The sequence below is a fragment of the Pseudomonas vlassakiae genome (assembly GCF_014269035.2).
Lineage (GTDB): Bacteria > Pseudomonadota > Gammaproteobacteria > Pseudomonadales > Pseudomonadaceae > Aquipseudomonas > Aquipseudomonas vlassakiae.
Genome location: NZ_JABWRP020000006.1, coordinates 153,340 through 172,712, shown reverse-complemented (window position 1 = coordinate 172,712; position 19,373 = coordinate 153,340). Strand labels below are relative to the sequence as shown.

Sequence of the window (19,373 nt, the reverse complement as noted above, 5' to 3'; positions counted from 1 at the left end):
GCGTAGGCGAAAATATCTCCTTTCAAATCAGGAAGTCGACACGTTGCGGGTGCGCTGTTGTTGATCTTTGGCACACGTCACAGAGCAAGATGCCGGTGTGGTTCGGGCTTCATTTAAGCCCCGTAAGGCTGTGGGAAATTACACGAGAACGCCTCGGAACTGTTCGATCACGACAGGGCATTTCCCTGAGCGCCAGATGTCGCGAATGGCATGCCCGATCACGCCAGCGGGCCATCTGAAGCTTCCGTTTTTCATTTGGATGTGTTTTCAGCAGGCACAAAAAAGCCCCGGTTCCCCGGGGCCTCTGCTGCTCAGGCGTCTGCCTACGCCTGCCCAGTGCGCTCGAAACGCCTGGCCAGCAACAGGTAAGCGAAGATCCCCAGCACGCCATGGGCGGCCACGAACCAGAGTGCGTTGTGGAACGAACCGGTGCTGGCGACCACGTAACCGATCACCAGCGGGGTGATGATTCCCGCAATATTGCCGATGCCGTTGAACACGCCACCACACAGGCCGACCATCTTCTTCGGCGCCACATCCGACAGCACCGCCCAGCCCACCGCAGCCAGGCCCTTGCCGAAGAACGCCAGGGTCATCAGGGCGATCACCGCCGCGTTGCCGTCCACATAGTTGGCCAGCACCAGGCTGGTGGAGAGCGCCATGCCGATCACGAACGGGGTCTTGCGTGCCTTCGACGGGTGCACACCGTGGCGGATCAGGCAGTCCGAAACGAAGCCGCCGAGGATGCCGCCGGTGAAGCCGCAGATGGCTGGCAGCGCAGCGACCCAACCGGCTTCCATGATGGTCATGCCACGGCCCTTGATCAGGTAGATCGGGAACCAGGTGATGAAGAAATAAGTGAGCGCGGTGATGCAGTACTGCCCCAGGTACACCGCCCACAGGTTGCGGCTGGTGAACAGCTGGGCGATCTCGGCACGGGTCGGTTTGCTCTTGGCGGTCTTGCGTTCCTTTTCCAGGTCGACCAGGGCGCCGCCCTCGCGCATGTAGTCCAGCTCTTCGCGGCTCAACCCCGGCGCGCTGTGCGGTTCGTGATACAGGCGGAACCACACCACGCTCAGCAGCAGCCCCAGCACGCCCATCCAGATGAATACCTGTTCCCAGCTCAGGCTGTGGGTCATCCATGCCATCAGCGGGGTGAACACCACCACGGCCATGTACTGCGCCGAGTTGAACAAGGCAGAGGCCGTGCCGCGCTCACGGGTGGGGAACCAGCAGCTGACGATGCGTGAGTTGGCCGGGAACGCGGGTGACTCCACCAGGCCGAGCATGAAGCGCATGGAGAACAGCGCCACCGCCGCGGAAAACCCGGCCAGGCCCAGCCAGCCTACGGTGCCTTGCATCAGCGTGAACAGCGACCACAGGACCAGGCTGAAGCCATACACCCGGCGCGCGCCGAAGCGGTCGAGCAGCCAGCCGCCGGGGACCTGGCCCAGGGCGTAAGCCCAGGCGAAGGCCGAGAAGATCATCCCCAGCATTACCGGGTCCAGGCCCAGGTCCTTGAGCACTTCGGTGCCGGTGATCGACAGGGTGGCGCGGTCAGCGTAGTTGATGACAGTGATGACGAAGATCAGCGCCAGGACCAGGAAACGGTGGCGGCCGACCCCGGCCACGGCCTGCGATGGGGCGACGGCGGATTTGCTGTTCATGTGGACCCTCTTGCTTCTCGGTGGAAGCGATTGTTTTTGTACAGAGAAGGTGTGGCCCTGGGGCCTTGTGTTGCCTGATCTGGCCCTTCGCGGCTTAAGCCGCTCCTACACACGGCGATGTCCCTGCAGGAGCGGCTTTAGCCGCGAAGGGCCCTAGAGGTCGATCACCCGATTCGGCGGCACCTCGCCTCGAAAACAGGCTTGAAGGTTGTTCAGCACCATCTGCCCCATCGCCAGCCGGGTCTGCAGCGTGGCGCTGCCGCGATGCGGCTGCAGGCTGACCTGGTTCAGGTCACGCAAGGCCGGCGGCACACATGGCTCATCGACGAACACATCCAGCCCGGCCCCGGCGATGCGCTGTTCGCGCAGTGCCTCGACCAGCGCGTGCTCATCGACCAACTTGCCCCGCGCCACATTGACCAGGTACCCCTCCGGCCCCAGTGCATCGAGCACCTGCGCCGTCACCAGCACCCGGCCGCCATCGGCTGAAGCCGCCACCACCAGCACATCCACCGAGCGCGCCAACTCGATCAGGTCGGGTTCGTAGCGGTAGCCGGTTTCCGGCTGCTCGCGCCGCCCGTTGTAGGCAATGCGCATGTCGAATGCAGCGGCGCGCCGGGCGATGGCCTTGCCCACCTCGCCGAGCCCGACGATGCCCAGTTCGATGCCGCTGACCTTGCGCGCCAATGGCAGGTTCACCGTACCCCACAAACCGTCACGCACCAGCCGCTCCCCTTCGCCCAGGCGGCGCAGGGTGCTGATGATCAGGCCCATCGCCAGATCCGCCACATCAGCGGTGAGTACACCCGGCGTGGTGGTGACGTGGATACCGCGGCTGGCCGCGTGGCGCAGGTCCACGGCGTCGGTGCCGATGCCGCTGATGGCGACGATCTCAAGGCTGGGCAGCTGGTCCATCAGCGCGTTCGACAAGCCCTTGGCGCCGCCAGTGACCACCGCGCGAATGCGCGGGCCAACCTCGGCCAGCAGCTGTTGCGGGTGGTCATGTTGATACAGCCGATGCACCCGGTAAGTACTCACCAGCTGGGCATCGATGGCCTCGGGTACGGGCTGGGTCAGCAGCACGTCGATGGCGTCGTTGTTCATCGTGGGCATCCGGCAGTTCGAAGACATGACTCGATGCTAGGTCCACATTTGATACAGGTCTAATATAGATGCTGGATCGAATAATTCAGGAATTGAATCATGGAGCTGCACCAGTTGCGCTGCTTCGTCGCCGTCGCCGAGGAGCTGCATTTCGGCCGCGCCGCCATACGCCTGCACATGACCCAGCCACCGCTGAGCCGGCAGATCCAGCTGCTGGAACATTCTTTGGGGGTGCTGTTGCTGGAGCGCAACAATCGCCAGGCGCGCCTGACCCTGGCCGGGCAGAGTTTTCTCGAAGATGCCCGGCGTATCCTGCAAGTCGCCGAGTCGGCCAGCCAGTCGGCACGGCGTATCGCCCATGGCGAAGCAGGTCGCCTGACGCTGGGCTTCACCGCCGTCGGCGCCTACAGCATGATCCCGCGCTTGCTGGTGCACGCCGGCCAGACCTTGCCCGACATCGAGTTACTGCTCAGCGAACGGGTCTCGTCCACCCAGGTGCATGACCTGGAGGCCGGCCTGATCGATGTCGGCCTGGTGCGCCAGGTGCTGCCCAGCGCCCGCGTGGAGTATCTGCCTATTCACCGCGAACCCTTCGTCGCCGCCCTGCCCGCCGGGCATGCGCTGGCGGCACGCGAGCGGCTCAGGCCGAGCGATTTCGCTGGGCAGCCGTTCGTGATGTACAGCGCCAACGAAGGGCGCTATTTCCATGACCGCATCGCCAACCTGTTCGCCCGGCACGAGGTGCAGCCGCAGTACCGGCATCAGCTGGGGCAGACCCATTCGATCCTGGGCCTGGTCAATGTCGGGCTGGGCTGCGCGGTGGTGCCGGCTTCGGCGCAGGCGTTGCGCCTGGAGCAGGTGGTGTTCAAGCCGTTGGTCGGCATGGAGCAGCAGGCGGAGATCTTTCTGGCGTTTTGCCGGGATAACCCCAACCCGGTGCTGGGGGCTTTTGTCGAGATGGCGCGGGCATTCTTCGAAGCAGGGTGAACAGTGATGGCTTGTTCGCGGGTGAACCCGCTCACACAGGGAATGCACAGGCTTCCAGATTTGTGCAGACCTGTTGGAGCGGGTTCATCGAGGCGTCGAACCGCCGCGAAAGGGCCAGTCGCCTTACCGCACCAGACAAGGCCGCTTGTTGTCGAAGCTCCAACCCGGGATCAGGAACTGCATCGCCACGCTGTCATCCCGCGCCCCCAGCCCCATGTTGCGGTAGCACTCATGGGCCTTCGCCAGCTGGTCTTCATCCAGTTCAACGCCCAGCCCCGGCCGCTCCGGCACCCGCACATGGCCATCGATGATACGCAGCGGCTCACGGGTCAGGCGCTGGCCGTCCTGCCAGATCCAGTGGGTATCGATGGCCGTGATGTCACCCGGCGCCGCCGCCGCCACCTGGGTGAACATCGCCAGCGAAATGTCGAAGTGGTTGTTCGAGTGCGAGCCCCAGGTCAGGCCCCAGTCATGGCACATCTGCGCCACCCGCACCGAACCCTGCAAGGTCCAGAAGTGCGGGTCGGCCAGGGGGATGTCCACCGACTGCAACTGGATTGCGTGGCCCATCTGCCGCCAGTCGGTGGCGATCATGTTGGTGGCGGTCGGCAGGCCGGTGGCACGGCGGAATTCGGCCATCACTTCACGGCCCGAATAACCGTTCTCGGCCCCGCACGGGTCTTCGGCATAGGCCAGCACATCGTGCTTGTCGCGGCACAGGGCGATGGCCTCCTTCAGCGACCAGGCGCCGTTCGGGTCAAGGGTGATCCGCGCTTGCGGGAAGCGTTCGGCCAGGGCCGTCACGGCCTCCATTTCCTCCTCACCGCGCAACACTCCACCCTTGAGCTTGAAGTCGCTGAAGCCATAGCGCTGCCTGGCTGCTTCAGCCAGGCGCACCACCGCTTCCGGGGTCAGGGCCTTTTCATGGCGCAGGCGCAACCAGTCGTCATCGGCGTCGGCTTCGTCGCGGTAGGCCAGGTCGGTCTGCTGGCGGTCGCCAATGTAGAACAGATAACCGAGCATCTTCACCGCGTCGCGCTGCTGGCCTTCACCCAGCAGTGCCGCCATTGGCACGTTGAGGTGCTGGCCGAGCAGGTCGAGCAGCGCCGACTCGATGGCCGTCACCGCGTGCACGGTGATGCGCAGGTCAAAGGTCTGCAGGCCGCGGCCTGCAGAATCGCGGTTGGCGAAGGTCTGGCGCATGGCATTGAGCACGCGCTGGTAGTGGCCGATCGGCTGGCCAACCACCAGGTTGCGGGCGTCTTCCAGGGTCTGGCGGATCTTCTCGCCACCGGGCACTTCGCCCAGGCCGGTGTTGCCGGCACTGTCGCGCAGTACCACGACATTGCGGGTGAAGTACGGGCCATGAGCACCACTGAGGTTAAGCAGCATGCTGTCGTGGCCGGCCACGGGAATCACCCGCAGGTCAGTGACCACTGGGGTGCTGGTGTGTACGGCGGGATTGGTCTGCATATTCATGGTCGTTGTCTCGCAGTCATCAGTGGGTCTGGCCCAAGGCCGAAGGCGCCTTGTGCTGGTCAGAGGAAGCGCCCTTTGGGCGAATGCGTACGAAGAAGACGGCGATGGCCGCCAGCACCGAAGTCACGGCCAGGCCATACAGCCCGCCCTGGATCGACCCGGTCTGCTGTTCGAGCAGGCCGAAGGTGGTGGGGGCGACGAAGCCGCCGAGGTTGCCGACCGAGTTGATCAAGGCGATCACGGCCGCGGCGATACGGGCGTCCAGGTAGCCTTGCGGAATCGGCCAGAACAGCGACGAGGCCGACTTGAAGCCGATGGCGGCGAAGCACACGGCGACGAAGGCGAACACCGGGCCGCCCGCGGTGGACATGAACATGCCGATGGCCGCGACAAGCAAGGCACCGGCAACCCAGGCCTGCTGGAACTTCCAGCGCGCGGAACCGGCAGCGAAGGCGTACATGGCGATGATCGAGATCAGCCACGGGATCGAGTTGAAGAAGCCGACCTGCAGGTCGCTGAGGTCGCCCATGCGCTTGATGATGCTCGGCAGCCAGAAGGTGGCGGCGTAGATGGTCAGCTGGATGCAGAAGTAGATCAGGCAGAACAGCACGATCTGGCGGTCCTGGAGCAGGCGCCAGGCCGATGGCTTCACTGCGCCCACGGCTTCACGCTCACGCTGTTCGCGGTCGATGGTCGCCACCAGCGCGTCCTGTTCGGCCGGGCTCAGCCACCTGGCATCCTGCGGTTTGGAGTCGAGCCAGAAGAACACGAAGAAGCACAGGGCCACCGAGGCCATGCCTTCGATGAACAGCATCCACTGCCAGCCATGCAGGCCCAGGCCCTGGATCTGCATCAGCGCGCCGGCCAGCGGCCCGGAAATCAGCGATGCCAAGGCCGAGCCGCTGAGGAAGATGGCAATCGCCTTGCCGCGCTCGGCGGCCGGCAACCAGCGCGTGAAGTAGTAGATCACACCGGGGAAGAAACCTGCCTCGGCCACGCCCAACAGGAAGCGCAGCACGTAGAACTGGGTTTCGTTCTGGACGAAGGCCATGGCGGTGGCGACCAGGCCCCAGGTGAACATGATGCGGGTCAGCCACAGCCGCGCACCGACTTTCTGCAACAGCATGTTCGAGGGCACTTCGAACAGCGCGTAGCCGATGAAGAACAGCCCGGCACCGAAACCGAAGGCGGCGGCACTGATGCCCAGGTCGCTTTCCAGGTGCGGACGGACGAAGCCGATATTGACGCGGTCAAGGTAGTTGACGATGAACATGATGACGAACAGCGGCAGGACGTGGCGCTTGACCTTGGCCACGGCACTGGCCAAAGCGTCGCCTTCATTCCGGGCAGACGGAGCGAGGGTGTCGTTCACAGGTATATCTCCCACTAATTGTTTTTGTGCGGGTCGAGGTTGTCTGACATGACAGTGGAACGGAGCATAGGCGCAGCGAGGTTGTACGACAAGATGTCGAATTGCGCCTAAATGGCAAAATACAAGCTGATAAACCAGCAAATAGCGCCGAACATGCTTATAAAACGATTAACAGCCCTGCACCGTGCAGAGAAAATACGGGCAAAAAATATTTTTATTGATTAACTTGTCATACAAGCCAGTCAGCTCCGGACTCCTCATGGATACTCCAGCCAAACGCAGCCACAGCCGCGCCCACGACCTGGTGTCGAGCCTGACCCAGCAAATCCTGCTGGGCACTTTCAAGCCGGGGGACAAACTGCCGTCTGAGAACACCCTGGTGCGCGAGCATGGCGTCAGCCGCACCGTGGTCCGTGAAGCGCTGTCGAAATTGCAGGCCTCAGGGCTGGTGGAGCCACGCCATGGCATCGGCACCTTCGTGATGGAGCGCCAGGGCCAGGCGGGTCTGCGCGTGGGGGCGGAAAATGCCGCGAGCGTGCGCGACCTGCTGGAGCTGCGCATCGGCCTGGAGGGCCAGGCGGCCGCGCTCGCTGCCGTGCGCCGCAACGAGGAGCACCTGGCACGCATGCGCAAGGCGCTGGATGACTACCAGGACCTGGCGGCTGCCGGTGACAGCTGCATCGAGGCAGACCGGCGCTTTCACCTGTTGATCGCCGAGGCCACCGGCAACCTGTATTTCAGCGAGATGATGGCGCAACTGGGCAACGGGTTGATCCCGCGTAACCGCATGGCCCTGGCCGAACGCGCCGGCGCGAACCTGGCGCGGCATGCCTACCTGGCCAACCTTGAGCATGAGGCGATCCTCAATGCCATCCGTCGGCAAGACCCGGACGCGGCGCGGGCGGCGATCTGCCTGCACCTGTCCAACAGCCGGGACCGCCTGCTGCCGGACTAGCTGCTGCGGTGCCTGTGGGAGCGGCCTTGCGTCGCGAAAGGGCCGCGAAGCGGCCCCAGGGACTCAGCGTTGATGCACAAATTGCTGGGGCTGCTGCGCAGCCCTTTCGCGACGCAAGGCCGCTCCCACAAAAGCAGATCGCATCAGGGCTACCAAGTCAGGCAGATCTTGCCGAAATGCCGGTTGCTTTCCTGGTAGCGGAACGCCTCGACGATCTGCTCCAGCTCGAAATGCTTGTCCACCACTGGCCGCAAGCCGTTGGCATCGATCGCCCGCACCATCGCCTGCTGCTGCGCACGGCTGCCCACCAGCACGCCTTGCAGGCGGATCTGCCGTACCAGTGCCTGCACCAGCGGCAGTTGCCCGGCCACACCGGTCAGAATGCCGATCAGCGACACATGCCCACCAATGCGCGCGGCGATCATCGACTGCTCCAGGGTCGCCGGCCCACCCACTTCGATCACATGATCGACGCCGCGATTGCCAGTCAGCTCACGGGCCTTCTCGCCCCAGGCCGGGGTGCTCTTGTAGTTGATCAGGTGGTCGGCGCCGAGGGCCTTCAGGCGTTCGAGCTTGGCGTCGCTGGACGACGTGGCGATGACCGTGGCCCCGGCCAGCTTGGCGAACTGCAGGGCGAAGATCGACACACCGCCGGTGCCCTGCACCAGCACCGTGTCACCGGGCTTGAGGTGATCATCGCTCATCAAGCTGCGCCAGGCGGTGAGGCCGGCCGTGGTCAGGGTTGCAGCCTCGGCGTGGCTGAACCCCTTGGGTGCCAGCGTGAACGAAGTGACCGGGGCCGTTACCTGCTCGCGGGCATAACCATCAATGCCATCGCCGGGCACCCGGGCAAAGCCTTCGACGTTGGCCTGGCCGTCGAGCCAGTCCGGGAAAAAGGTGCTGACGACGTTGTCGCCGATCTTGAATTCACTCACACCTGTGCCGACCGCGACCACTTCGCCGGCGCCGTCGGCCATGGGAATACGCCGCTCGCTCGGGCCCCACATACCACTGACCACGGCGAAGTCGTGGTAGTTGAGGGAGCTGGCATGCAGTTGCACGGTGATCTCACCGGCCTTGGGCGCTGGGGCCTCGCAGGTGCCGACTGCGACCTTGTCGTAGCCGCCGCCGGGTTGCACATAGATGGCCTTGCTGGTCATGACTGAGGCTCCATTCAGAGAAAGACTGGGGTTCAGCATAGCCAGTGTGGGCCTCTTCGCGGGCTCGCCCGCGAAAGGGCCGGAACTGGCGACAGATAATTCAGCCCAGCATCACCCGCAAGGCCCGGCAATCTGCTGCATGCCAATCCACCAGCTCCGGCCACGGGTTTTCCGGCAGGTTCACCAGCACCGTGCGCGCGCCAGCGGCCCGCCCACAGTCCAGGTCAAAGCGATAATCCCCAACCATCACCAACTCGCCGGGCGCCACGCCCCAGCTGTTGGCGATCTTCAACAGCCCATCCGGGCTCGGCTTCGGCGCGGCCTCATCGCGCCCGAGAATGTGCTCCACCTGGAAGCAATCCGCCAGGCCGATCGCCTCCAGCGTCACATGCGCCAGCTCCCGCGCATTGCGGGTCAGGATGCCCAGCCGGCAGCCACGTTCGGCCAGCTCACGCACCAGTTCCACGGCCCCGTCGGCCGCTGTCGAGGCAATCGCCAGGTCGCGTTCATGCTCCAGCAGCCAGGCATGCTTGGCCGCCGCTTCCGCCGCCGGCAGCGCCGCCAGGTGGGTGAGAATGTCGTGCTCGGCCGGGATATCCAGGGCGACGCGGATGGCGGCGAAATCGTGCACCGCCACGGTCAGGGTGCCGTCCATGTCGAACACCCAATTGCGGATTTCGGCCAGGCTCATGCCCAGTCCTTGCGGTGGCGAATCAGGCCTTCCTGGGTCGACGACGCCACCAGCTGGCCGGCGCGGTTGAAAATGCTGCCGCGGCAGAAACCCCGGGCATTACCAGCCCACGGGCTGTCGGTGGCGTACAACAGCCACTCATCGGCGCGCAGGTTACGGTGGAACCACAGCGAATGGTCGAGGCTGGCGATCTGCATGTCGCGCTGCCACACCGATTTGCCATGGGGCAGCAGCGACGTCGTCAGCAGGCCGAAATCGGAAGCGTAGGCCAGCAGGTACTTGTGCAGCGCCGGCACGTCAGGCAAAGAGCCGTCGGCGCGGAACCAGGCGTACTTCACCGGGTCGCCGGGCTGGGGGTTGAACGGATCGCGCTCGGTCACCGGGCGGATCTCGATCGGCTTGGCGCACAGCACCTTGTCGCGGATGCGTTCGGGCAGCTTGTCGGCATGGGCGCTGGCCAACTCGACTTCGGTCGCCAGGTTTTCCGGGCCGACCACGTCGGGCATCTGCACCTGGTGCTCGAAACCTTGCTCGTCGTACTGGAACGACGCGCTGCAGGTGAAGATCGGCTGGCCCTTCTGGATCGCCGTCACCCGCCGGGTGCTGAAGCTGCCGCCATCACGCACGCGGTCGACCGAATACACCACCGGCAAGCTGGCATCGCCCGGGCGCAGGAAGTAGCCGTGCAGCGAATGCACATGGCGCGCATCCTCGACCGTCTGGCTGGCCGCCGACAGCGACTGGCCCAGCACCTGGCCACCGTACAGCTGACGGAAGCCGAGGTCCTGGCTGCGGCCACGGAACAGGTTCTCCTCGATCGACTCGAGGCTCAACAGGTCGACCAGGTCGTCCAACACATGACTCATCGGGGTTCTCCTTGTAGGAGCGAGCCTTGCTCGCGATGCGCCGCTGAGCGGCGCTCGGTTTCACAGGCGCTGAACATCTTTCGGCGAGCACCTTTCAGGGATGAGGAAATGATACAAGGTTTGTCACCGACACCGTGCATGGCGGCTCATTCAGTGCGCAGGGTCTGCTCCCAATGCGCGCGGTCGATGCGATACAGCACATGAGGGCGCAGCGGGTGGCCGATGGGCAGGCGGGGGTGGTCGAAGCTGCCATTGACGTCCTGGACCATGCCGATGGCCTGCATGACTTTTTGCGACGGCAAGTTGCTCTCGCTAGTGAACGACACCACCTCATCCACGCGCAATTGGGCGAAAGCACAACGCAGGCAGGTCCATGCCGCCTCGCTGGCAAAGCCCAGGCCCCAGTGACGCCGGGCCAGGCGCCAGCCAATCTCCACCGCCGGGGCGAACGGCGCGTCGAAATTGACATTGAGCAGGCCCGTCATGCCGATGAACGCCCCGCTGTCTTTTCGCTCAAGCGCCCACAGGCCGAAGCCGTATTCGTTGAAATGCCCGCGGATCCTGCCGATCAGCGCCGCCGCTTCGAGCCGCGTCATGGGCGCCGGGAAATAACGCATCACCTGCGGGTCGGCACACATCGCCGCAAATTCGCGCAGGTCGTCATCGTGCCATTGGCGCAACACCAGGCGGGCGCTTTCCAGGTGGAGGATGGGGGTCATGGGAACAGCTCCGGTTTTACGCGATGGCATTTTACAGCGTAGGCGCGGCCAGGATTCTCACGCAACCGGCAGCGACCAGAATGCAATTTTCACAACCCCTTCACCAGCCCCCGACAGACGGCTGAGCACAATGCCCCTACACCACCGCCGCGCCATTGGAGTGACGCATGCAGCCGAGCAACACCTTGGGCCATCCCGCCATCCACGCCCGTCGCAAGCGACGCATGTCACGCAAAGCCCTTGGTGCCGCTCTCGGTTTGTGCATGGTCATCGCAGCGGTCACCACCTGGCTGTCAACGAGGACCCATATCGTGGACCTTGGCAACGAGCGGCAGTTGAACGAAAGCGGCCTGCTGCAGGACTGGGCCGACGGTGCAGTGATCGTGATGATCCGCCATGCCGAACGTTGCGACAGCGCGCCCGGCCCTTGCCTGAACGACCCCACAGGCATCACCGTGGCCGGCAGCGAGGCCGCCACCCGGGTCGGCCAAGGCTTGAAACAACTGGGCCTGGGCAATGCCGATGTGCTCGCCAGCCCCAAAGTACGTACCCTGCAGACGGCTCACTTCATCCTTGGCCAGGCCGTTGCCAGCGAAGCCTGGCTGGAAAGCTGCGACAACCAGTTCGCCCGCGAAGCGCTGGCGCGCAAGCGTGCCGGGCACAACCTGGTGCTGGTCACCCACAATGGCTGCATCGACCACTTCGCCCGCCAGCAGGGCGTGGCCGGGGGTGAGCGCGAGAGCAACTACGCCAGCGCACTGTTCGTCTCGGTGGACGCCAACGGCAAGGCGCGCATCCTTGGGCGCTTGAACGAGCCAGACTGGCAACGGGTATTGGCCAGCGTGGGGAAATAACTGGCAAGATCAGCGCTGGCCCCGATTGCGAACGTCCCATGCCGCTGCCGCTGATCTACCACGACGACTACAGCCCGGAATTCCCTGCCGGGCACCGCTTTCCCATGGACAAGTTCCGCCTGCTGCGCGACCACCTGGTGGGCAGCGGCCTGACCACCGACCAGGCCCTGCTGCGCCCGGACATCTGCCCCAACGACATCCTCGCCCTGGCCCATGACCGCGGCTACATCGAGCGCTACATGAACGGCGAACTGTCTCGCGAGGACCAGCGCCGCCTCGGCCTGCCCTGGAGCGAAGCCCTGGCCCGGCGTACCGTGCGTGCCGTGGGTGGTTCGCTGCTGACCGCCGAGATGGCCCTGCAGCATGGCATCGCCTGCCACCTGGCCGGTGGCACCCACCACGCCCACTACGACCATCCGGCCGGTTTCTGCATCTTCAATGACCTGGCGGTGATCAGCCGCTACCTGCTCGAAGCCGGGCGCGTGCACCGGGTGCTGATCTTCGACTGCGATGTGCACCAGGGCGACGGCACGGCACGCATCCTCCAGGACACCCCGGACGCCATCACCGTGTCCCTGCACTGCGAACAGAACTTCCCGGCACGCAAGGCCCACAGCGACTGGGACATTCCCCTGCCACGCGGCATGGGCGATGCGGCATACCTGAAGGTGGTGGACGATGCGCTGAACTACCTGCTACCGCTCTATCAACCCGACCTGGTGCTGTACGACGCCGGTGTCGATGTGCACAAGGACGATGCCCTGGGCTACCTGCAACTCACCGACGATGGCCTGGCGGCGCGTGACGAGCTGGTGATGCGCCACTGCCTGGGCCGTGACATCCCGGTGGTCGGGGTCATCGGTGGCGGCTACAGCAAGGACCGCGAAGCCTTGGCCAGGCGCCACGGCATTCTTCATCACAGTGCGGCGCGTGTCATAGGTTGTTCACAATGACTGTGGAACCGCTTGTGGATAACCTGCGGGAAAGGCGCTGCAGCCCTTAACCGGTGTGGGCTGTAGAACACTGATCACTTTTTGTTCAGTACGTGGGTTGGCCCGGCTGCGCTAGAATGCGCAATCTTTTCCACAACCTGCTGCCTATCATGCCCGATAAAAAACCCGCTTCCCCTCCCCTGGCCGTCGTGATCGGCGGCGGCCCTGCTGGCCTGATGGCGGCTGAAGCCATGGCCCAGGCGGGCCTGGCGGTGGAAGTGTTCGATGCCATGCCTTCGGTGGGCCGCAAGTTCCTGCTGGCCGGCGTCGGCGGCATGAACATCACCCATTCGGAAGCTTATCCACAGTTCGTTTCGCGCTACGCCGAGCGGCAAGCTGAAATCGACGGGTTGCTCCGCGACTTCGATGCCGATGCGCTGCGCCAGTGGATCCACGGGTTGGGTATCGACACGTTTGTCGGTACGTCAGGCCGGGTGTTCCCCACCGACATGAAGGCGGCCCCGCTGCTGCGCGCCTGGCTGAAGCGCCTGCGTGACAATGATGTGGTTATCCACACCCGCCATCGCTGGCTGGGCTGGAATGCCGACGGTAGCTTGCGAATTGCTTATCCACAGGGTGAATTACAGGTCAAGGCCAATGCCGTGGTACTGGCCCTGGGTGGCGCCAGCTGGGCAAGGCTGGGCTCCGACGGCGCCTGGCAGCCGTTGTTGGCCGAACGCACTGTGGATATCTCGCCGCTGCGGCCGAGCAACTGCGGTTTCGAAGTGGAGGGATGGAGTGCGCTGCTTGTGGACAAGTTCGCGGGGGCGCCGCTGAAGAACATTGCCCTCAGCGTACCGGGCATGGCGCCGCGCAAAGGCGAGTTCATCCTCACCGCGCAGGGCGTCGAGGGCAGCCTGGTATATGCATGGTCTGCGCAGTTGCGCCAGGCCATCGAGCACCAGGGCCAAGCCAAACTACTGCTCGACCTGCTGCCGGACAAGCCTGTGGACAAAATTGCCCAGGCGTTGGCCAAACCACGCGGATCGCGCTCGATGGCCAAGCACCTGCAGGGTCAGCTGGGGATCGATGGGGTCAAGGCAGCGCTGCTGCGGGAGCTGACGGATCAGGCGACGTTCGCTGATCCTCAGGCGCTGGCACGTGCAATCAAGGCGTTGCCGATCACGCTGGTACGAACGCGACCGCTGGACGAAGCGATCAGCAGCGCCGGTGGCGTGCGTTTCGAAGGGCTGGATGAAGGGTTGATGATTCGCCGGATGCCGGGGGTGTTCTGCGCGGGCGAAATGCTGGACTGGGAGGCGCCGACCGGGGGGTATCTGCTGACGGCGTGCTTTGCCAGTGGTTTGCGCGCGGGGCGAGCTGCAGCAGACTGGCTGAAATCTCGCGGCTGACCCCGCTCCCACAGTGTCTGCTTACGGTTTGCGCTTGCGCGGCCCGCTGTTGAAGCTCGGTACCTTGCGTACGGCCTTCACCGAGGGCTCCGCCACTGCCGACTCGGCACTGTCCATCCAGCGCCCCAGCCCGCGCTTGGCGCTGTTCTCTTTTGGTTTCTTCGGCTTTTTCGGCTTCTTGATCACCTGGCCACTGGCATCGGTCATCGGTACCCGGTGCTCAGGGATGAAGTCCGGTTCCTCATGGCGCGGCAGGGTCTGCCGGGTCAGCACTTCAATCGCCGACAGCATCTGCACTTCATCGGCACACACCAGCGAGATCGCCTCGCCCTTGTTACCGGCGCGGCCGGTACGGCCAATACGGTGCACATAGTCCTCGGCCACGATCGGCAGGTCGAGGTTGACCACCAGCGGCAGGTCGTCGATGTCCAGGCCTCGGGCCGCCACATCGGTGGCCACCAGCACCTGGATCTCCCGCGCCTTGAAGCTGTCCAGTGCACGCTGGCGGGTGGCCTGCGGGCGGTCGCCGTGGATACCGTCGGAATTCACCCCGTCGGCCAGCAAGCGCTCGACCAACTGATCGACGCCATTGCGGGTCTTGGCGAATACCAGCACCTGCTTCCAGCGCTGCTTGCGCAGCAGGTGCATGAACAAATCGGCCTTGCGCTTCTTGTCCACTGGCACCAGCCACTGCTTGACCGTGGTCGCCGCGGCGTTGCGCGGGCTGACTTCGATGCTCAGCGGGTCGTTCAGGGCCAGGCCGGCGAGCATGCGGATCTGCTCGGAGAAGGTGGCGGAGAACAGCAGCGTCTGACGCTTGCGCGGCAAGGCGGCATAAACCGACTGCAGCTCTTCGGCAAAGCCCAGGTCGAGCATGCGGTCGGCTTCGTCGAGTACCAGTGTCTGCACCTGGTTGAACTTCACCGCATTCTGGCGGAACAGGTCGAGCAGTCGGCCGGGCGTGGCCACCAGCAGGTCGACGCCACGGCGCAGGCGCATCATCTGCGGGTTGATGCTGACCCCGCCGTAGACGGCATAGGTGCTCAGTGGCAGGTTTTCGGCATATTCGCGCACGTTGTCGTGCACCTGCTCGGCCAGCTCGCGGGTCGGTACCAGCACCAGCGCACGGATCGAGTTACTGGCAACCTTCTCACCTTCCAGGGCAAGGCGCTGCAGCACCGGCAAGGCGAAGCCGGCGGTCTTGCCAGTGCCGGTCTGGGCTGCGGCCATCAGGTCGCGGCCGGCCAGCACGGCGGGGATGGCCTTGGCCTGGACGGGGGTCGGGGTGGTGTAGTCCAGCTGCTGCAAGGTGCGCAGCAGCGGTTCGATCAGGCCGAGTTTGGCGAAATTCATGGCAATACCGTCAGGGGGTTCAGCGAAGGCGGCAAGTTTACCGCATCGCCCCTGGCTACTTGCTGCAGATTTCGCCTTTCATCGGCTGCTCTGGCGCCTTGCGCCATTGCGGCAGGCCGATCAGCACCACCGCGCCGATGATCACCGCCATGGCCAGGCACTCCTCGGTGCCGATCTGTTCCCCGGCGAAGAGGATACCCAGCAGCACCGCCACCGCCGGGTTGACGTAGGCGTAGCTGGTGGCCGCTGCCGGCCGCACGTTCTTGAGCAGGTACATGTAGGCACTGAAGGCGAGGATCGAACCGAACAGCACCAGGTAAGCCAGCGCCCCCCAGCCGGCAAGGGTCGGCATCTGCGTCATGCGCTCACCGGACAGTGCACTGCCCAGCAGCAATACCGCGCCGCCTACCAGCATCTCGGCGGCACTGGCCATCGGGCCTTGGGGCAATGGCAGGCTCTTGCTCCACACCGAACCGAACGCCCACGACGCCGCAGCGAACACCACCAACGCCGCCCCCACTGGGCTGGCCTGCAGGTTGGAACCGAGGTTGAGCAAGGCGATACCCAGCAACCCGAGCAGGATACCGGCCCACTCCAGCCGCGAGTTGCGGTGGCCGAACAGCAAACCGAACAGCAACGTGAACAACGGCACCGTCGCCACCGCCAGCGCGGCCACGCCCGAGGCCACACCCGCATGCTCGGCCACAGTCACCCCACCATTGCCGCAGCTGAGCAACAGGAAACCGATCGCCCCGGCCGCACGCCATTGCGGCCAGGTCGGGGCCGGCACACCCCGCCAGCGCAGGAAGCCATACAGCAAACCGCCAGCGATGATGAAACGCACACCGGCCATCAGCATCGGCGGCCACGATTCGACTCCGATGCGAATGAACAGGTAGGTGGAACCCCAGACCAGGTACAGGGCAATGAAGGCGCCGATGAGCAACAGCGGAAAGCGACGGGAGGCAGGCATGGCAGGCAACTCAGAAATCCGTTTTCGGGTGACCGAGTTTAGGGCTGCGTCCAGGCAAAGATAAGTTACAAAACCGCGCGAAATGAGCGGCACACTTTCAGTGCGCCGATCAGACCAGCCTGGACAAGGTGTCGCGGACTTTCGCTGCTGGGGTTTTCTGCAGGCGGCATAGAAGCGCATGGGAGAGTTGCTCGACACCATGGCCCTGGCGTAGCACGCCGGCGAGGTGTTGCAGCAGGTTGGCAGCCATTTCGGCATCGGCCATGGCCCGGTGCGCGGTGCCGGTATCCGGCAGCCCGGCCCAACGGGTCAGGGTACCCAACTTGTGGTTGGGCGCCGCCGGCAGCAAACGCCGTGACAGCAGCAGTGAGCAGGCGAAGGCCTGGCGACGGCTGCGGCCGATACGGCTCAGCTCATAATCCCAGAACTTCTGGTCGAAGGCGGCGTTGTGCGCCAACAGCGGGGTCTCGCCGACGAATTCGGCAACCTCGTTCATCACCCTGTCCACCGGTGGTGCAGTGCGCAACATGGCGGTGGTGATGCCGGTCAGCCCGGCGACGAAGGCCGGGACTGGCACGCCAGCGTTCATCAGGCTCTGATAGCGCTCGACGATGCGCCCGCCCTCCAGCATCACCACCGCCACTTCGGTGGCACGGCAACCGGCGCCAGGGGAAATACCGGTGGTTTCAAAGTCGATGACTGCAATACGTTCCATGAAAAACCTTAGTGCTTGAGCAACAGCGCACCCTCGATGGGCACATAACGGGTGGCGGCACGAATCAGCGACAATGCCGTCAGTCCGGGGACGCCATAGACTACCGCCTCGGTGCCATGGCGCTGGATGACTCGCTCCAGCAGCAGGTCAAAGTCACCATCGCCGGAGGCTAGCACCACCTGGTCGACCCGGCTGGCGGCATCGATCACATCGAGGGTGATGCCCACGTCCCAGTCGCCCTTGGCCGAACCGTCGCTGCGCTGGATGAACGGCTTCAGGCGCACATCGAAGCCGAGGTTGCGCAGGATCTGCTGGAATTGCTGCTGCTTGCTGTCACCGCGATCGATGGCATAGGCCACGGCCTCGACGATCTCGCCTTCGCGGCTGACCTGCTTCCACAGTGCGGTGTAGTTGAAGTGGCAACCATGGGCCTGGCGCACGGTGTAGTAGAGGTTCTGCACATCGGCGAACAGCGCGATCTTTTTCACCACATACCCTCGACATGAAAAGGGGCGCAAAGCGCCCCTTCGAAATGCCAGCAGTATGCCAGACCGGTCAGACGAACGTATCGTCATCCGAGAAGAAGCCACCCCCATCATTACCGTAGTCGGTATCGGCCCAGCCGCCCTGGTCATTGCCCCAGCCGCCATTATCGGCGACTTGTTGCTGTGCGCCCTGGTCATGCCAGCCGCCGCTGTCACTGGCCGGTGCCGGCTCTTCCTTGATCACCTCGACCACCTCTTCAGGCTGCGAGTTGTGGTGGAACAGGCTGCTGATACCTTGCGCCAGCAACACGCCCCCGGCGACGCCCGCAGCGGTCTGCATTGCACCACCGAGGAAGCTGCTGGCGCCGCTGCGCGCTGGCGCGGCGCCAAAGCCAGGCTGTTGCGGCTGTGCTTGAGCCTGCATCTGCGGCTGCGGCTGGGAGAAGCCTGGCGCACTCGGCTCGCGCCAACCGCCACCCGATGCTACCGGCGCACTAGGGCGCTGCGGCTGAACCGGCTCCGGATTGCGCGCACCGGCACCAAAGATGCTGGAGAGGAACCCACCGCCGCCATTGCCACTGCTGGCACGGGTCGCCTCAAGCTGGGCCCGGGCCTGCTTCAGTTCGGCCTCCAGCTGCTTGTTCTGCTCGTCCAGGCGCTTGATCGCGGCTTCCTGAACCAGGATCGCCTGGGCCATGTAGTAAGGCGCTGCCGGCTGCTGGCGGACATGCTCCTCGATTCGTGCCTGCGCCTGCGCATCACGCGGCTGGTTTGGGTCTTCGGCTTGCTTGATGCGACCGAACAGGCCGTCGATCAGGGTTTGTTCATCAGTGTTCATGGGGCTACCTCATGGGCTAGCAGGACATCGGACATGGCAAAGATGGGGCGCCCGGCCCAAGGATTCAATCACCGCGCGGGTGAAACTTTTTTCAGCAAGTGACCGCTCTGGGCTAAAGTTAGGCCCCTGCTTTTACTGCCTTGCGATGTTGACTGATGAATCCGCTGAGCGTTCTGCGCGACTCCCTGTACTTCTTCCGCCGCCACCTGGCCAGCATCATTCCGCTATGCCTGCCGCTGGTGGTGCTCGAAGCCTTTTCCACCCAGCTGCTGTACCGCCAGCTGGGCGAGCAGGCCTCGCCGGCCTACGGCATGCTGATCAGCCTGTTGTTCTACCCGCTGTACAGCGCGGCGCTGATCCTCTACCTGGACACCCGCAGCAACGGCCAGCAGATCCGCAAACGCGACCTGTTCGCCCGCGCCGTGCAGCTGTGGCCGCAGTTGGCCCTGCTGATCACGATCAGCTCGCTGCTGATCATGGCCGGCCTGGCGCTGCTGGTGTTCCCGGGCGTGTGGATCATGATCAACCTGGTGTTCGCCGAATACCTGCTGGTGCTGCGTGGCCTGCCGGTGGTGCAGTCGATGCGTGAAAGTGCGCGCATGACCACCGGGCACTTCCTGCGCATCATGATCTGCGTGCTCGGCGTGCTGGCGCCGATCTGGCTGATCGACGGGCTGCTGCTGATGGCCTTCCCCGAGCCCGCGCCGGGCGTCGAACTGGCCCTGGACAGCCTGAGTGGTTTCCTGCAGTTGTTCAGCACCGTGGTGCTGTATCGCCTGTTCATGCTGCTGGAAGCTGAAGCCTGATCAGC

The 19,373-nt window shown here is 64.5% G+C and carries 19 protein-coding genes; 6 read left to right on the top strand and 13 right to left on the bottom strand.

Going from position 1 to position 19,373, the window contains the following annotated elements:
- Positions 1–323: 323 nt before the first annotated feature.
- Positions 324–1,667 (bottom strand): MFS transporter, encoded by a 1,344-nt coding sequence (locus HU738_RS10450; protein ID WP_186601110.1) that lies wholly within the window; start codon positions 1,665–1,667, stop codon positions 324–326.
- Positions 1,668–1,820: 153 nt separating this feature from the next.
- The gene (locus HU738_RS10445; protein ID WP_186601109.1) at positions 1,821–2,771 is read right to left on the bottom strand and encodes a 2-hydroxyacid dehydrogenase; all 951 of its coding nucleotides are present in this window, start codon (positions 2,769–2,771) and stop codon (positions 1,821–1,823) included.
- A 99-nt stretch (positions 2,772–2,870) separates the two neighbouring features.
- Between HU738_RS10445 and HU738_RS10440 the strand changes: the two genes are divergently transcribed.
- Positions 2,871–3,758, top strand: coding sequence for a LysR family transcriptional regulator (locus HU738_RS10440; protein WP_186601108.1), 888 nt, complete (start codon positions 2,871–2,873; stop codon positions 3,756–3,758).
- A 123-nt stretch (positions 3,759–3,881) separates the two neighbouring features.
- Here the strand turns inward: HU738_RS10440 and gudD are convergent, their stop codons facing one another.
- Together gudD and HU738_RS10430 are read right to left on the bottom strand one after the other, a co-directional pair.
- Positions 3,882–5,237, bottom strand: a complete 1,356-nt coding sequence (gene gudD, locus HU738_RS10435) for a glucarate dehydratase (protein WP_186601107.1) — start codon at positions 5,235–5,237, stop codon at positions 3,882–3,884.
- 19 nt (positions 5,238–5,256) lie between these two features.
- Complete coding sequence (locus HU738_RS10430; RefSeq protein WP_186601106.1) at positions 5,257–6,609, bottom strand: MFS transporter; 1,353 nt, start codon at positions 6,607–6,609, stop codon at positions 5,257–5,259.
- A gap of 259 nt (positions 6,610–6,868) precedes the next feature.
- On the opposite strand from HU738_RS10430, the gene HU738_RS10425 reads away from it, so the two are divergent.
- Complete coding sequence (locus tag HU738_RS10425; RefSeq protein ID WP_186601105.1) at positions 6,869–7,564, top strand: FadR/GntR family transcriptional regulator; 696 nt, start codon at positions 6,869–6,871, stop codon at positions 7,562–7,564.
- A gap of 149 nt (positions 7,565–7,713) precedes the next feature.
- Here the strand turns inward: HU738_RS10425 and HU738_RS10420 are convergent, their stop codons facing one another.
- From HU738_RS10420 to HU738_RS10405, 4 genes are all read right to left on the bottom strand, one after another.
- Positions 7,714–8,724 carry a zinc-dependent alcohol dehydrogenase family protein gene (locus HU738_RS10420; protein WP_186601104.1) on the bottom strand — a complete coding sequence of 337 codons (1,011 nt, stop codon included), beginning with the start codon at positions 8,722–8,724 and terminating at the stop codon, positions 7,714–7,716.
- 100 nt (positions 8,725–8,824) lie between these two features.
- Positions 8,825–9,415: an HAD family hydrolase gene (locus tag HU738_RS10415; protein WP_186601103.1), complete on the bottom strand. Its 591-nt coding sequence runs from the start codon at positions 9,413–9,415 to the stop codon at positions 8,825–8,827.
- Positions 9,412–10,281 (bottom strand): acyl-CoA thioesterase II, encoded by an 870-nt coding sequence (gene tesB / locus HU738_RS10410; protein WP_176507105.1) that lies wholly within the window; start codon positions 10,279–10,281, stop codon positions 9,412–9,414. Before tesB ends, HU738_RS10415 begins: the two co-directional genes overlap by 4 nt.
- A 146-nt stretch (positions 10,282–10,427) precedes the next feature.
- A complete protein-coding gene (locus HU738_RS10405) occupies positions 10,428–11,000 on the bottom strand; it encodes a GNAT family N-acetyltransferase (protein ID WP_186601102.1) in 573 nt (190 codons plus the stop codon).
- 167 nt (positions 11,001–11,167) lie between these two features.
- Between HU738_RS10405 and pmrG the strand changes: the two genes are divergently transcribed.
- The 3 genes from pmrG to HU738_RS10390 all read left to right on the top strand — a co-directional run bounded on the left by pmrG (position 11,168) and on the right by HU738_RS10390 (position 14,198).
- Entirely contained in the window at positions 11,168–11,854 is a 687-nt protein-coding gene (pmrG, locus tag HU738_RS10400; RefSeq protein WP_176507103.1) for a lipopolysaccharide core heptose(II)-phosphate phosphatase PmrG, read from the top strand.
- A gap of 38 nt (positions 11,855–11,892) precedes the next feature.
- On the top strand, positions 11,893–12,807 hold the full coding sequence (locus tag HU738_RS10395; protein WP_176507102.1) for a histone deacetylase family protein: 915 nt from the start codon (positions 11,893–11,895) through the stop codon (positions 12,805–12,807).
- 149 nt (positions 12,808–12,956) lie between these two features.
- Positions 12,957–14,198: a TIGR03862 family flavoprotein gene (locus tag HU738_RS10390; protein WP_186601101.1), complete on the top strand. Its 1,242-nt coding sequence runs from the start codon at positions 12,957–12,959 to the stop codon at positions 14,196–14,198.
- Positions 14,199–14,219: 21 nt separating this feature from the next.
- Here HU738_RS10390 and rhlE1 read toward each other — a convergent pair whose 3' ends face one another.
- The 5 genes from rhlE1 to HU738_RS10365 form a co-directional block, all read right to left on the bottom strand.
- Positions 14,220–15,551, bottom strand: coding sequence for an RNA helicase RhlE1 (gene rhlE1 / locus HU738_RS10385; RefSeq protein WP_186601100.1), 1,332 nt, complete (start codon positions 15,549–15,551; stop codon positions 14,220–14,222).
- 55 nt (positions 15,552–15,606) lie between these two features.
- Positions 15,607–16,524 carry a drug/metabolite exporter YedA gene (yedA, locus tag HU738_RS10380; protein WP_176507099.1) on the bottom strand — a complete coding sequence of 306 codons (918 nt, stop codon included), beginning with the start codon at positions 16,522–16,524 and terminating at the stop codon, positions 15,607–15,609.
- 109 nt (positions 16,525–16,633) lie between these two features.
- Entirely contained in the window at positions 16,634–17,239 is a 606-nt protein-coding gene (locus HU738_RS10375; RefSeq protein ID WP_186601099.1) for a 3'-5' exonuclease, read from the bottom strand.
- Between the two features lie 8 nt (positions 17,240–17,247).
- The gene (locus tag HU738_RS10370) at positions 17,248–17,727 is read right to left on the bottom strand and encodes a LabA-like NYN domain-containing protein (protein ID WP_176507097.1); all 480 of its coding nucleotides are present in this window, start codon (positions 17,725–17,727) and stop codon (positions 17,248–17,250) included.
- Between the two features lie 67 nt (positions 17,728–17,794).
- Positions 17,795–18,562, bottom strand: a complete 768-nt coding sequence (locus HU738_RS10365) for a DUF2076 domain-containing protein (protein ID WP_186601098.1) — start codon at positions 18,560–18,562, stop codon at positions 17,795–17,797.
- A 155-nt stretch (positions 18,563–18,717) separates the two neighbouring features.
- Between HU738_RS10365 and HU738_RS10360 the strand changes: the two genes are divergently transcribed.
- On the top strand, positions 18,718–19,368 hold the full coding sequence (locus HU738_RS10360; RefSeq protein WP_176507095.1) for a YciC family protein: 651 nt from the start codon (positions 18,718–18,720) through the stop codon (positions 19,366–19,368).
- Positions 19,369–19,373 lie beyond the last annotated feature (5 nt).

Excerpts from the sequence above, each read along its gene's own strand:
- HU738_RS10450 (WP_186601110.1), bottom strand. The coding sequence starts at position 1,667 with ATGAACAGCAAATCCGCCGTCGCCCCATCGCAGGCCGTGGCCGGGGTC.
- HU738_RS10445 (WP_186601109.1), bottom strand. The coding sequence starts at position 2,771 with ATGAACAACGACGCCATCGACGTGCTGCTGACCCAGCCCGTACCCGAG.
- HU738_RS10440 (WP_186601108.1), top strand. The coding sequence starts at position 2,871 with ATGGAGCTGCACCAGTTGCGCTGCTTCGTCGCCGTCGCCGAGGAGCTG.
- gudD (WP_186601107.1), bottom strand. The coding sequence starts at position 5,237 with ATGAATATGCAGACCAATCCCGCCGTACACACCAGCACCCCAGTGGTC.
- HU738_RS10425 (WP_186601105.1), top strand. The coding sequence starts at position 6,869 with ATGGATACTCCAGCCAAACGCAGCCACAGCCGCGCCCACGACCTGGTG.
- HU738_RS10420 (WP_186601104.1), bottom strand. The coding sequence starts at position 8,724 with ATGACCAGCAAGGCCATCTATGTGCAACCCGGCGGCGGCTACGACAAG.
- HU738_RS10415 (WP_186601103.1), bottom strand. The coding sequence starts at position 9,415 with ATGAGCCTGGCCGAAATCCGCAATTGGGTGTTCGACATGGACGGCACC.
- tesB (WP_176507105.1), bottom strand. The coding sequence starts at position 10,281 with ATGAGTCATGTGTTGGACGACCTGGTCGACCTGTTGAGCCTCGAGTCG.
- HU738_RS10405 (WP_186601102.1), bottom strand. The coding sequence starts at position 11,000 with ATGACCCCCATCCTCCACCTGGAAAGCGCCCGCCTGGTGTTGCGCCAA.
- pmrG (WP_176507103.1), top strand. The coding sequence starts at position 11,168 with ATGCAGCCGAGCAACACCTTGGGCCATCCCGCCATCCACGCCCGTCGC.
- HU738_RS10395 (WP_176507102.1), top strand. The coding sequence starts at position 11,893 with ATGCCGCTGCCGCTGATCTACCACGACGACTACAGCCCGGAATTCCCT.
- HU738_RS10390 (WP_186601101.1), top strand. The coding sequence starts at position 12,957 with ATGCCCGATAAAAAACCCGCTTCCCCTCCCCTGGCCGTCGTGATCGGC.
- rhlE1 (WP_186601100.1), bottom strand. The coding sequence starts at position 15,551 with ATGAATTTCGCCAAACTCGGCCTGATCGAACCGCTGCTGCGCACCTTG.
- yedA (WP_176507099.1), bottom strand. The coding sequence starts at position 16,524 with ATGCCTGCCTCCCGTCGCTTTCCGCTGTTGCTCATCGGCGCCTTCATT.
- HU738_RS10375 (WP_186601099.1), bottom strand. The coding sequence starts at position 17,239 with ATGGAACGTATTGCAGTCATCGACTTTGAAACCACCGGTATTTCCCCT.
- HU738_RS10365 (WP_186601098.1), bottom strand. The coding sequence starts at position 18,562 with ATGAACACTGATGAACAAACCCTGATCGACGGCCTGTTCGGTCGCATC.
- HU738_RS10360 (WP_176507095.1), top strand. The coding sequence starts at position 18,718 with ATGAATCCGCTGAGCGTTCTGCGCGACTCCCTGTACTTCTTCCGCCGC.